Annotated in this window: 8 protein-coding genes and 2 pseudogenes; 2 read left to right on the top strand and 8 right to left on the bottom strand. The window is 72.0% G+C overall.

Annotated features, from left to right (window positions below; translation table 11 throughout):
* Window positions 1-66 precede the first annotated feature (66 nt).
* The 4 genes and pseudogenes from pyrE to QRY02_RS36450 all read right to left on the bottom strand — a co-directional run bounded on the left by pyrE (window position 67) and on the right by QRY02_RS36450 (window position 4,705).
* On the bottom strand, window positions 67-630 hold the full coding sequence (pyrE, locus tag QRY02_RS36430; RefSeq protein WP_285987312.1) for an orotate phosphoribosyltransferase: 564 nt from the start codon (window positions 628-630) through the stop codon (window positions 67-69).
* A 27-nt stretch (window positions 631-657) separates the two neighbouring features.
* Window positions 658-3,104, bottom strand: a pseudogene (locus tag QRY02_RS48750) (FtsX-like permease family protein).
* Window positions 3,104-3,865, bottom strand: a pseudogene (locus QRY02_RS36445) (ABC transporter ATP-binding protein). Before QRY02_RS36445 ends, QRY02_RS48750 begins: the two co-directional pseudogenes overlap by 1 nt.
* Window positions 3,866-3,940: 75 nt before the next feature.
* A complete protein-coding gene (locus QRY02_RS36450) occupies window positions 3,941-4,705 on the bottom strand; it encodes an SDR family NAD(P)-dependent oxidoreductase (protein ID WP_285987315.1) in 765 nt (254 codons plus the stop codon).
* Window positions 4,706-4,842: 137 nt separating this feature from the next.
* Here QRY02_RS36450 and QRY02_RS36455 point away from each other — a divergent pair, with 137 nt between their 5' ends.
* The gene (locus tag QRY02_RS36455) at window positions 4,843-5,796 is read left to right on the top strand and encodes a hypothetical protein (RefSeq protein WP_285987316.1); all 954 of its coding nucleotides are present in this window, start codon (window positions 4,843-4,845) and stop codon (window positions 5,794-5,796) included.
* On the opposite strand, the gene QRY02_RS36460 is transcribed toward QRY02_RS36455, so the two are convergent.
* The 4 genes from QRY02_RS36460 to QRY02_RS36475 form a co-directional block, all read right to left on the bottom strand.
* On the bottom strand, window positions 5,793-6,620 hold the full coding sequence (locus QRY02_RS36460) for a TtfA family protein (protein WP_285987317.1): 828 nt from the start codon (window positions 6,618-6,620) through the stop codon (window positions 5,793-5,795). The two genes, QRY02_RS36455 and QRY02_RS36460, sit on opposite strands and share 4 nt — an antisense overlap.
* A gap of 162 nt (window positions 6,621-6,782) precedes the next feature.
* On the bottom strand, window positions 6,783-9,380 hold the full coding sequence (gene clpB, locus QRY02_RS36465; RefSeq protein WP_285987318.1) for an ATP-dependent chaperone ClpB: 2,598 nt from the start codon (window positions 9,378-9,380) through the stop codon (window positions 6,783-6,785).
* A 97-nt stretch (window positions 9,381-9,477) separates the two neighbouring features.
* Window positions 9,478-10,665, bottom strand: a complete 1,188-nt coding sequence (locus tag QRY02_RS36470; RefSeq protein ID WP_285987319.1) for an MFS transporter — start codon at window positions 10,663-10,665, stop codon at window positions 9,478-9,480.
* Window positions 10,666-10,764: 99 nt separating this feature from the next.
* Window positions 10,765-11,250, bottom strand: a complete 486-nt coding sequence (locus tag QRY02_RS36475; protein ID WP_285987320.1) for a MarR family winged helix-turn-helix transcriptional regulator — start codon at window positions 11,248-11,250, stop codon at window positions 10,765-10,767.
* A 254-nt stretch (window positions 11,251-11,504) separates the two neighbouring features.
* Here QRY02_RS36475 and QRY02_RS36480 point away from each other — a divergent pair, with 254 nt between their 5' ends.
* The gene (locus tag QRY02_RS36480) at window positions 11,505-12,680 is read left to right on the top strand and encodes a globin domain-containing protein (RefSeq protein ID WP_285987321.1); all 1,176 of its coding nucleotides are present in this window, start codon (window positions 11,505-11,507) and stop codon (window positions 12,678-12,680) included.
* Window positions 12,681-12,788 lie beyond the last annotated feature (108 nt).

Here is a 12,788-nt window from a genome sequence, read left to right on the forward strand (position 1 = left end):
CGTCACGCGGTGATTCTGGGTGACGGCGGCGACCGGGGCGAATCCACGGATCCGCCCCGGTGGCGCTCAGTCGAGGCCGAGGTCGTCCTTGCCGAGGACGTACCGGTACTCGAGGCCTTCCTTCTCGATGGCCTCGCGCGCGCCGGTGTCGCGGTCGACGACCGTCACGACGCCGACGACGTTCGCGCCCGCTTCACGCAGGGCCTCGACCGCCGTCAGCACGCTGCCGCCCGTCGTGGAGGTGTCCTCGACCGCCAGCACGCGCTGGCCGCGGACCTCCATGCCCTCGATGCGCCGCTGCATGCCGTGTTCCTTGACCGACTTGCGGACGACGAACGCGTCCAGCACGACCCCGTCGGAGGCCGCCGAGTGCAGCATCGCCAGCGCGACCGGATCGGCGCCGAGCGTCAGGCCGCCGGCCGCCACGTAGTCCCAGTCCGCGGTGAGCTGGCGCAGGAGCTTGCCGATCAGCGGCGCGGCCGCGTGGTGCAGCGTCGCCCGCCGGAGGTCGATGTAGTAGTCGGCTTCCTTGCCGGACGCCAGGGTCACTTTTCCGTGCACCACGGAAAGATCGGTGACCAGCCTGGCCAGTTCGAGTTTCGCCGCTTGATCCAACCCGGGGTTCGCCACGGCCGTGAGTCTTACACACGGCCGGGTTCACTCACCGACGGATGTGGCGTCGACCGCACGCCCGCGCGTCGCCGCCCAGGCCGGGACCAGGATCGCCACGAGCGAGAGCACCACCGCGATCGCGAGCACGGCCAGGTAGATCGTCACCGGGCCCGACGGCAGCAGCGATCCGGTCACCACCAGGCAGAACGGCACGATCGCGCCCGCCGCGACGAGGGTGCCGAGCAGCACCGCGATGGTCGCGATCAGGCCGCCTTCGACGCCGGCCATGCGCAGCACCTGGCCGCGGGTGAAGCCGCTCAGCCGCTGCACCCCGAACTCGCGACGCCGTCGCGCGGTGGCCGTCACCAGCGTGTTCACCACGGAGATCACCGTGTACGCGAGGATCATCCCGACGAGCAGGTAGTTGACCCAGGCACCGACCTCGTTGCCCTTGGCGTGCGCCGCGATCAGCGCGCCGCGATCGCCCACGACCACCGGCAGCCCGGCGGTCGCTTCGCGCAGGCGCGAAGTCAGGGTCGCCGGGTCGACGCCGGGAGCGGCGCGGACCAGCAGCTGCGGGGCGAGCCCGAGGGTCGTGTGCGGAGCCAGCAGGTCCGCGGGCAGGACGAGCCGTTCGAACCCGGGGCGCTGGTCGGTGACGGCGGTGACCCGCACGTCCACCAGCGTGCCGTCGCCGAGCCGCAGAGACAGCGTGTCGCCGACGTGGTGGCCGAACGTCGAAGGCACCTCGACGACGTTCCCGGTCAGCTCGCTGACACCCAGCGCGGGCCGGCCGTCGTCGTGCTGGCCCGAGTCGAACGGCTTCTCGACGAACACCGTGCTGGTGACGTACTCCGACGCTCCGGCGACGCCCGGCACCGCGCGCACCCGGCCCAGCACGGACGCGTCGAGCCCGCTCGGGCCGGCCACGACGGCGTCCGCGCGCAGGTCCTCGGTGTAGGCCTGGTTCGAGACGGCTTCCTGGGTGGTCTGCAGGTAGATGTTGGCGGTCGCGATGCCGACCGCGAGCATGATCGGGGTGACCGCGCCGGCCGCCCGCACCGCGCCGACGCGGGTGTTGCGCAGCGCGACCCGGCCGTTGACGCCGGTGAGCGCCGCCACCGGCCAGCGCAGCAGCGTGGCCATCAGTTTCGTCACACCGGGGCTGATCGCCGCGAGCCCGAACGCCCACAGCATCACCGCCGGGCCCGCCGTGCTGGCCGCGACCGGGCCGGTCATCACCGCGACCGTGACGATGCCGAGCGCCGTCCCGCCGCGAAGCAGAGGATCGCGGTGATCAGCCGGATCGGCGTCAGCCAGCGGCGCTCGACGGCGGCTTCGGCGAGCGCCTCGGTCGGGCGGACGCGCGAAGCACGCCGTCCGGCCACGAAGGAAGCGCCCACGACGGCCAGCAGCGACGCGCCCGCGGCGACCACCGCCGGGAGCCAGCCCTGCTCGAACCGCAGCACGTCGGGCACGACGTGGTGGTCCGCGAGCTGGTCGAACAGCCACTCCCCGAGCACCGGGCCGAGCACCACCGCGGCACCGACCGCGAGCAGCCCGACGACGAACGCCTCGCCGAGCACCATCCGCCGCAGCTGGCGCGGGGTGGTGCCGACCGCGCGCAGCAGCGCGAGTTCGCGCTGCCGCTGCTGCGTCGACAGCGTCAGCGTGCCCGCCACGACGAACACCATGACCAGCGCCGACAGCCCGCCCGAGACGGCGGCCAGCACGATCAGGTTCTCCCCGCTCTTGCCGGTCTCGGGGAATTCGAAGGCCCCGCGGTCGACGCCGGTCGCCACGACGCCGGCGTCCCCGACGGCCGCGGTCACGGCCGCGACGTCACCACCGAAGACGCCGATGGTGTCGAAGCGGCCCGGGTGCCCGGAGAGCCGTTCGGCGTCGGAAGCCGCGAAGAAGACCGCCGCGTCCCGCATGGCCTGCGGCGCCTGGGCGATCCCGGAGATCCGGTACCGGCCGACGCTGCCGTGCGCGGCGACCGGCAGCGTGTCCCCGACGGCGAGCCCGAGCCCGGCGTCGACGACGACTTCGCCCGGCTTCGGCGCCTGGCCGCTGAGCGCATACGGCGTCAGCACCGCGGAATTCCACGCGTGCCCGAGGGCGCTCGCAGCGCCGATCCGCGCCGGGAAGCTGATCTCGCCGACGACGTCCGTGACGCCGGGGACCGCGCGCAGGCGGTCGGCCAGGCCCGCGTCGAGCCGGACGCGCTCGGGCAGGGTCGCGTTCTCGAACTTGTGCTTGTCCTCGGGCTCGAGCGTCGCCGGGTCCTCCTCGGGGAGCTTGAGCGTCTGCTGCCCGCCGACGACGATCGGCGCCGCGGCCAGCCGCTGCACCGGCGTCTCGGACCGGATGCCGGTCTCCATCAGGCCACCGCACGCCGAGACGACCAGCGCGCCGAAGAACACGGCGACGAACGTCGCCAGGAAGCCGCCCTTGCGCAGGCGGAGGGTCCGCAGTGCGATCTTGAACATCACGCGCGCACCGCCAGCCGCTCCCAGGCGCCCAGGTGGGTCATCCGCTCGGCGACGGCTTCGGCGGTCGGCCGGTCCAGCCGCCCGGCGATCCGGCCGTCGGCCAGGAACACGACGCTGTCGGCGTAGGACGCGGCGACCGGGTCGTGCGTCACCATGATCACCGTCTGGCCCGACGACCGGACGGAGTCGCGCAGCAGGCCGAGCACCTCGGACGCAGTACGGGTGTCGAGCGCCCCGGTCGGCTCGTCGGCGAACAGCACGGCGGGGTCGGTGACCAGGGCGCGGGCGATCGCGACGCGCTGCTGCTGGCCGCCGGAGAGCTGCCCGGGCAGGTGCTTGCGGCGTCCGTCGAGCCCCACGTGCGTGAGGATCCGGGCCACGAGCCGCTTGTCCGCGCGCTTCTTGGCCAGTTGCAGCGGCAGCACCACGTTCTGCTCGACCGTCAGCGCCGGGAGCAGGTTGAACGACTGGAAGACGAAGCCGACGCGGTCGCGCCGCAGCTTCGTCAGGTAGGTCTCGTTCTTGCCGTCGAGGTCCTAGCCGTCGAGCACGACCCGGCCGGACGTGGGCCGGTCGAGGCCGGCCGCGCAGTGCAGGAAGGTGCTCTTGCCCGAGCCCGACGGGCCCATCACCGCGGTGAACCCGCCGCGCGGGAACGCGATCGAGGCCCCGTCCAGCGCGACCACGCCGTCGCCGTACTCCTTGCGCACGGCCTCCAGCCGGACCGCGTCGGCTGTCTCCTGCCACCCAGTTGTCATGGGGAAAACGCTATTGAGCCTGCCGCCGGACCACCCTGGTGCAGACGCGCGTCTCGGAGGTGGGGACAGCCCTACTCAGGTGCGGCCCTTGCCACCGAAGCCACCGCTGATCCGGCGCAGCACCGCGCGCGGCAGCAGGCCACCGATCGCGACGACGGCCTTGTACTGCAGGCTCGGCACGGAGATCACCTTGCCGCGGCGCAGGTCCGCGAGCGCCTCGCCGACCACCTGTTCGACACCCAGCCAGGCGATTTTCGGGCCCGGTTTGCCGATGCCGGCCCGTTCGTGGAACTCGGTCGCCGTGAAGCCGGGGCACAGCGCCATCATCCGGACGCCCTTCGGCAGCGACGCGGCGATGCCTTCGGTGAAGGACGTGACCCAGTTCTTGCTGGCCGTGTAGGTCGAGCCGCGGCCGCTGAAGAAGCCCGCGACGCTGCTGACCTGGATGATTTCGCCGTGACCGCGCTCGATCATGCCCGGCAGCACGGCCCGGGTGAGCCGCAGGACGGCGGTGACGTTGACGTCGAGCTGGCGCTGCAGCGCGTCCGGCGGAATGGTCCAGAAGTCGCCGTTCAGCCCGAAGCCGGCGTTGTTCACCAGGAGGTCGACCGGCTCCGCGGCGAGCCGCTCCTCGACCACCGCCCGACCGTCTGCTTCGGACAGATCGGCGGGCAGCACGGTCACCGCGACACCGTGCTTTTCCCGCAGCTCAGCGGCGTAGGACTCCAGCCGCGCGGCGTCGCGGGCGACGAGCACCAAGTCGTACTTCTCGGCGGCGAGCGTGCGGGCGAACTGCGCGCCGATGCCCGCCGTGGCGCCGGTTATGAGAGCGGTGTTCATCCGGTGCTTCGCCCCGGGCCGGGGGCTCCGCCACCCGGACCTCCGAAAATGAAACCTGTGGTGGTCATGTGGGTGAACATACTCGCTGGTCACGGGTGGACGTGCGTTCGATTCGGTGGGGAAGTATCGTCCGCCGCATGGGTAAGCACAGCAGGCGCAAAAGCGGCTATCTGCCCAAGGTCGCCGCGGGCGCGGCGCCTGTCGCGCTGCTTTTCGCGGCCCCGGCCACGGCACTCGCCGCCCAGAGCGACGTCACGCTGCCGCTCGACCGGATCTCCCTCCCGGTCGACCACCGCCACAGCGGAACGCTCGACCGCGACATTTCGACCGCGACCGAGAACGAGACGTCGTCCGCCCGCGAGGCCGTGACGGCGACCCGCCACGACTTCGTCGCCAAGGAGGTGGCGGGCGCCCTGCTGATCAACAACCTCTCGGAATCGGCGGCCGTCCGCCGCGAGGGCTGGCAGAACGCGACGGCCTCTTCGGAGCGCGAGAGCGAATCACTGCTCCGCACCAGCCAGCACGCCCTGCGGCTGGGCCGGCTCTCGGCGACCACGGCGAACAGCCAGCGGTTCGGCCAGGGCGCCTCGCGGGACCTGTCACTCTCACCCGGCCTGGCGGGCTCGGCCGAACGCCGCGTCGGCCTCGGCGAGGGCACCACCCACGGAATCTGGCTCCCGGAGGGCATCGACGTCCTGAGCCAGAACGCCGAGCAACTCGACACGGGCCTGCACGGCACCTTCGCCGGCGACCTCCAGGGCGCGCTGTCGGCCAGGAGGTCGTCGGGCCAGGCGGTCGACCTGGGCCGGCTGGGCGCGGTTGGCGCCACGTCCGAGCAGTACGCGGCCGGCCAGCTCGCGGGCGTCCTGGACGTGGGCCAGAAGCACGAGGCAGGCGGCCAGCTGGGCCCGGCGTGGGGCCTGGCGAAGACGACCCAGTCCGTCGACGCGACGGGCCCGGCCGGCTCGATCCGCGGCGACCTCGGCGTGGACCACGTGATCCACGCCGAAGGCGGCACGACGTCGGTGCGCGGCACCCTCGACCGGTCGGCGTCACTCAGCGCGCTCGACCAGCCGGTGCTGGGCTTCTAGCTCTCGCTCGGCTTGGGTTCCGCGTCCGCGGGCGGCTGCGGCACCGGTGTCCCCGCCGCCGGGGTGCTCGGGGCGGGGGTGCCGGCAGCCGGGGCGCTCGCGGCCGGGGTGGTGGAAACCGGGGTGCTCGAGGCTGTCGCCTCGGAGGGGACCGGGGCGCTCGCCTGGTGGCGGCCCGCGTCGTAGTCCTCGTCGAACGGGTCGACGATGTCCGCGATCTCGCCCAGGTCCCGCAGCAGGCGCTCGAGCCGGGACGGGCCCGCCGTCGGGACCACGCTGGCCAGCACCCACTCGTTCTCCAGCCAGGCCACGCCGACGTCGCCACCCAGCTGGTCCGCCGCGTCGACGAGCTCCTGGGTGATCACCACGCGAGCGCCGTCCGCGTCGTCCGCGAAGGCGTAACGCGAGCCGATCGGGCCGAGCATTTCGGGCATGTCCGCGCGCTGGAACGGGACGCTGGACAGCCACATCTCGATCGGGATGCGGTGCTTCTTGTTGCACCGCACCGCGACGACGACCGCGGGGATCTGGCCCTCGGTTTCGATGTCGAAGATGAACACCGGGCGGCGGCCGTCGGAGGTGAAGGTCGAGCCCGCGACCACGTTCACGGCCGCATCCGCGCCGAAGTAGCCGATCGCGCCGTTGGACCACTGCTGCGGCAGCCGCTCGTCCTCCTCGACGAACTGCCAGCCGCGCAACTGCGCCCAGCGCATTCGCTCGCGGTTGCGCGAGCCCTCCTTCGCCCGGTCGGCAGCGAGCAGCCCCAGCCCCGCCACCAGGGCGACGGCCGCGATGACGAACCAGATCCACGCCGGAATACCCACGACCGCCAGGGTATCGCCTGTTACACCGGAGGGATGATCGCCGGTACCCGTGTCGCCAGGCCCATTCGGAGCATTTTCCGCGTCTGCCGGGTCGACAAATCGGCATGAACCACTGTGGACAGCCGTGAAGGCCACCTCGGGCGAGGTGGCCTTCACGAACGGTCAGACCCGGGTGACGGTCAGCGCGTCACCGGCCTCCAGCTCCGGGCCGTCGACGCGCACGGTGTCGCCGTCCCGGATGCCACCCGACAGCAGCTCCTTCGCCAGCTTGTCGCCGATCGCCGACTGGACCAGCCGCCGCAGCGGTCGGGCGCCGTAGATCGGGTCGAAGCCGTTGAGCGCGAGCCACTCGCGGGCGCCGTCGGTGACCTCCAGGTTCAGCCGCCGCTGGGCCAGCCGCTTGGCGAGCCGGGCGATCTGGATGTCCACAATGGACGTCAGCTGCTCGGTGCCGAGCGAGTGGAACACGACGATGTCGTCGAGCCGGTTGAGGAACTCCGGCTTGAACTGCCGCTGCACCACGTCCAGCACCGCGTCCCGCCGCTGCCGCTCGTCGAGCGACGGGTCGGCGATGGCCTGCGAGCCGAGGTTCGAGGTCAGGATCAGGATGGTGTTGCGGAAGTCCACCGTCCGGCCCTGGCCGTCGGTCAGCCGCCCGTCGTCGAGGACCTGCAGCAGCACGTCGAAGACGTCCGGGTGGGCCTTCTCCACCTCGTCGAGCAGCACCACCGAGTACGGGCGGCGCCGCACGGCCTCGGTCAGCTGGCCGCCCTGGTCGTAGCCGACGTACCCCGGCGGGGCACCGACCAGGCGCGCCACCGAGTGCTTCTCGGCGTACTCGCTCATGTCGATGCGCTGCATCGCGCGCTCGTCGTCGAACAGGAACTCGGCCAGCGCCTTGGCCAGCTCGGTCTTGCCGACGCCGGTGGGGCCGAGGAACAGGAACGAGCCGGTCGGGCGGTCGGGGTCGGCGACGCCGGCCCGGGCGCGGCGCACCGCGTCCGCGACGACCTGCACGGCCTCGGCCTGCCCGATGACGCGCCGGGTCAGCTCCTCCTCCATCCGGAGCAGCTTGCCGGTCTCGCCCTCCAGCAGCCGGCCCGCCGGGATGCCGGTCCACGCGCTGACCACGTCCGCGACGTCGTCCGCGCCGACCTCCTCCTTGAGCATGACGTTCTGCTGGCTGGCCTCGCTCGCCGCGGTGGCCGCTTCGAACTCCTTCTCCAGCGCGGGGATCCGGCCGTAGCGCAGCTCGGCGGCCTTGCCGAGGTCGCCGTCGCGCTCGGCGCGCTCCGACTCGCCGCGCAGCTGCTCGAGCTGTTCCTTGAGCTCGCGGACCTTCTCGATGGAGCCCTTCTCGTTCTGCCAGCGCGCGGTCAGCGCCGTCAGCGTCTCGCGCTTCTCGGCCAGTTCGGCACGCAGGTTGGCGAGCCGCTCCTTCGAAGCGGCGTCGCTCTCCTTGGCGAGCGCCATCTCCTCGATCTCGAGCCGGCGCACGGCGCGCTCGACCTCGTCGATCTCCACCGGCCGCGAGTCGATCTCCATGCGCAGCTTCGACGCGGCCTCGTCGACCAGGTCGATCGCCTTGTCCGGCAGGAAGCGCGCGGTGATGTAGCGGTCGGACAGCGTCGCGGCGGCGACCAGCGCGGCATCCGTGATCCGGACACCGTGGTGCACCTCGTAGCGCTCCTTCAGCCCGCGCAGGATCGCGATGGTGTCCTCCGGCGACGGCTCGCCGACGAGCACCTGCTGGAAGCGCCGCTCCAGGGCGGCGTCCTTCTCGATGTGCTGGCGGTACTCGTCGAGCGTGGTCGCGCCGACCATCCGCAGCTCACCGCGGGCGAGCATCGGCTTGATCATGTTGCCCGCGTCCATCGCGCCGCCCTCGCCTGTCGCGCCGGCGCCGACGATGGTGTGCAGCTCGTCGATGAAGGTGACGACCTCACCCGCGGAGTCGGTGATCTCCTTGAGCACGGCCTTCAGCCGCTCCTCGAACTCGCCGCGGTACTTCGCGCCGGCCACCATCGACCCGAGGTCGAGGGCGACGACGCGCTTGCCGCGCAGCGACTCCGGCACGTCCCCGGCGACGATGCGCTGGGCCAGCCCTTCGACGATGGCCGTCTTGCCGACGCCCGGCTCGCCGATCAGGACCGGGTTGTTCTTCGTGCGCCGCGACAGCACCTGCACGACGCGGCGGATCTCGGTGTCGCGGCCGATGACCGGGTCGAGCTCGCCGGCGCGGGCGCGCTCGGTGAGGTCGACGCCGTACTTTTCGAGCGCCTTGAACGTGCTCTCGGGGTCCGCGCTGGTGATCCGGGCCGAGCCGCGGACCTTGGCGAACGCCTCCTGCAGCGCGTCCGGCGTCGCACCGTGGCGCTTGAGCAGGTCGGCGACCTGGCCGCCCTCGGTCGCGAGCCCGACGAGCAGGTGCTCGGTCGAGACGTACTCGTCGCCGAGCTCGGTGGCCAGCTTCTGGGCGCGCGTCAGCGACTTGACCGCGGGCGTGTCGAACTGCGGGCTCGACACGGTCGCGCCGGTCGCCGACGGCAGCGCCGCGGTGAGCGGCTCGAGCTCCTTGTGCACCACCTCCGGGTCGGCCCCGACCGCGGTCAGCAGCGGTGCGGTCAGCCCCTCACCCTGCGCCAGCAGGGCGCCCAGCAGATGGGCGGCCGACACGTGCGGGTTGCCGGCCATGGTGGCCGCCTGCGCCGCGGACGAGATCGCCTGCTGGGTCTTCGTGGTCGGGTTGAAAGCGTCCATCCCTCACCTCATGCTCGGTACTGCGAGAAGTCCTGGTGACGGGCCTGACCGTGACCCGTCACTATCCCTAACGCACGAAAACTTGAGTCTGTTCCGCTCAACTCTGTCCGGGTGCGACCGCACTCGCCGGCAACCGCGAGCCGAGGGTGCCGAGCCCGGCCACGGCGAGACCGGCACACATCCCCACCAGCACCCAGGGTAACCAGTCGGCGACCGAGAACAAGGCCACCACGGCGGGCGCGATCACCTGGGCCACGGTGAACGCGTACTGGTAGGCAGCGAGATAACGTCCGCGGGCGACCGGAGGTGCCGCGGCCTCGGCGAGTGCCCCCGATCTCGGCCCGAAGACCAGGTCGCCGGCGGCGAACACCAGCGTCGACACGAGCAGGTACCCCACCCGCCAGCCGTCGGGCACCAGCAGCACGCCCAGGCTGACCAGGCACCACGCCGAAAACAACGCCGAGCCGGCGCGCATCGCCGCGATCCGCGTCAGCCGGGCGGTGAGCCGCAGCGCGAGCGTGCCGCCGACGCTGGTCAGCACGGTCAGCAGGGCGAGCATCGCGCCCGGCAGCCAGGCCGGGCCGTGCAGCCGGTCGAGCACGAACACCGGCGTGCCGATCAGGAAGAAGTCCAGGGAGAGCCCGAAGAAGCCGCTGAAGACGATGAGGGCCAGGTACGGCCGGTCACGCAGCACGCGGACCGACCCTTCGCGGACCTGCCGGTGCGGCCGCGCGAGCCGGACGAAGAAGACGAGGATCGACGCGGCCAGGAAGAACGTCAGCGCGTCCGCGGCGAGCGCGATGCGGTAGCCGGCGGTCCCGAGCCACGTCAGCATCGCTCCCGCCACCAGAGCGCCCAGGCCGAAGGAGGCGGCCCGCACCATCCCCACCTCGGCGAACGGCCGGTCCTTCGGGCCGTCGCCCGCGACGTCGGCGATGAGCACGAACAGGGAGCTGTAGAAGAGCTGCTGCCCGGCGGTCAGCAGGACGGCGGCGACCACCACCGGGCCCGCGCCGTCGGCGATCAGGTACGCCCCCGCGCCCGCGGCCTGCAGCAGCTGGGCGCAGATCACCACGGCGCGCGGCCCGACGCGATCGACGAGCCGGCCGGCGAGCGGCGGCACGACGAGCCCGCCGATGGCACCCAGGGTGACGGCGGTGCCGGCCACGACCAGCGGCACGCCGACCACCTGCGTCACGTAGACCAGTGCCAACGGGAGGAACAGACCTGAGCCGAAGTTGTCGACCCCCAGCGCGCACAGCAGGGCGACCCGGTCACGCGTCACCCACCGACGTTAACCCCGACGAACGCCGCCAAGTCAGGACCGAACGGACACTTTCGCCAGTGGAAAAGGACACTTCCGGTGTGCCCCTTCCCCGCCGCGTCACTTGTTCGTGTCAGCCAGGCAGGCGTCGCTTCCGAGGGCGCGGCGGAGGTCGGCGTTCATCTCCGCCAGCCGGGCGGTCAGGTCGGTGACGCGCTCGTCGTCCCAGCCGCCGAGCGCCTTTTCCATGAATTCGACGTAGTTGGCTCGCCAGCTCGCGAGCTCGGCCCGGCCTTTCTCGGAGACGCTCACCAGGGACGCGCGGCCGTCTTCGGGCGCGGGACGGCGGTCGACGAGCCCGGCCGCGGACAGCTGGGTGATCTGCCTGCTGACGACCGAGAGGTCGACGAACCGGCGTTTCGCCAGTTCGGACGGCCGCGCCTCACCGTTCTTCGCCAGGTCGGACAGCAGCATCGCGGCCGCCGGGTGCAGCCCTGGCTCGCTTTGCCAAGCTTGCATGATCCAGGCGTGCTGGAGCTGGGAAGCGGTCTTCAGCTCGCGCATGAGCTCGACCCGGACGTCGTCGTCGGTATTGTCGAAGCCCATCGGTGCCTCCCTTAGTTGTGCCATACAAGTATATGGCGGGACGCTTGCTCGGGACAACCATCTCTCCGGTGAGGTCCCCCACGCCTGACCGGGCCGAATACACCCGGTCGGAGCAACAATGCGGGCAAAAGAGCGCCCGGCGGCTACCCTGCGGACGGACCGCGCGCGCGGTCCCGGCGAGTGACGTTGAGTGACGAGGTGGCAGCAGTGGCGAAGGACCCCGGAGGCGGTCCCCGACCCGTGAACAACCGCTGATGACAGCCGATTCCGTCAGCCCGCTCCCCAGGTCGTCGGCCCCGCGTGAGGCCCCCGCGGCCGTGACCGCGATGGTCCGGCTCATCCGGGACAGCTGGGCCAGGTCCGAGCCGTACATCGCCGACATCTCGCAGTTCTTCTACGGGATGCTGTTCACCCTCGCCCCGACCACGCGCGACTTCTTCCCGATCAACATGGAGATCCAGCGCGGCAGGCTGGTGCGCGCGCTGGTGCACATCGTGCAGATGGTCGACCGGCCCGACGACCTCGCGCCGTTCCTGCGCCAGCTGGGCCGCGACCACCGCAAGTTCGGCGTGGTGCCCCGGCACTACGAAGCGGTCGGCACCGCGCTGCTGGCGTCGCTCAAGAACCACCTGGGCCCGGCGTGGACGCCCGAGGTCGAACGGGCGTGGGCCGAAGCGTTCACCATCGCCGCGCGGGCCATGCAGGACGCGGCCGCGTCGGACACGAACCCGCCGTCGTGGTCGGCCACCGTGGTCGAGCACCGCCGGCTGACCTGGGACCTCGCCCTGGTGCGGCTGGTGCCCGACCAGCCCGTGCCGTACCACCCCGGCCAGTACGTGAGCGTCGAAGTACCGCAGCGGCCACGGCTGTGGCGCTACCTCTCGCCCGCGAACGCGCCGCGCGAGGACGGCGGCATCGAGTTCCACGTCCGCGCGATCGACGGCGGCTGGGTCTCCCGCGCCATCGTCAGCCACACCCAGCCCGGCGACGTCTGGCGGCTCGGCCCGCCGCTGGGCCGGATGACGGTCGACCGGGAGGCGTCGCGAGCCGTGCTGATGGTCGCCGGCGGCACGGGCGTCGCGCCGCTGCGGTCGATCCTGGACCACCTGGCGCTGTGGGGCGAGAACCCGAAGACCCACCTGTTCTACGGCGGCCCGGCCCGCGAGGACCTCTACGACCTCGAAGAACTGCGTGCGCTCGCCGCGACGAACCCCTGGCTCACCGTCACCCCGGTGGTCGAGCGCGGCGGCGACGTCCCCGGGTTCGAGCAGGGGACGCTGGCCGAAGCCGTCACGCGCTACGGCTCGTGGCCCGGCCACGACATCCTCGTGTCCGGCTCACCGGCGATGATCCGCGCGACGGTGTCGCGCATGCTGGTCGCGGGCAGCGCGCTGGACCAGATCCAGTACGACCCGTTCACGATCGACTAGCCACCGGCGGCGGCTGGCAATCCGCCGTCCGGTGAATGATTCGTTACGCTTCGGAAATCGGCAACCAGTAACGGATGAATCCGACGTCGTGATCATTCTTACCCTGCG

The organism is Amycolatopsis sp. DG1A-15b, assembly GCF_030285645.1.
Classification (GTDB): Bacteria; Actinomycetota; Actinomycetes; order Mycobacteriales; family Pseudonocardiaceae; genus Amycolatopsis.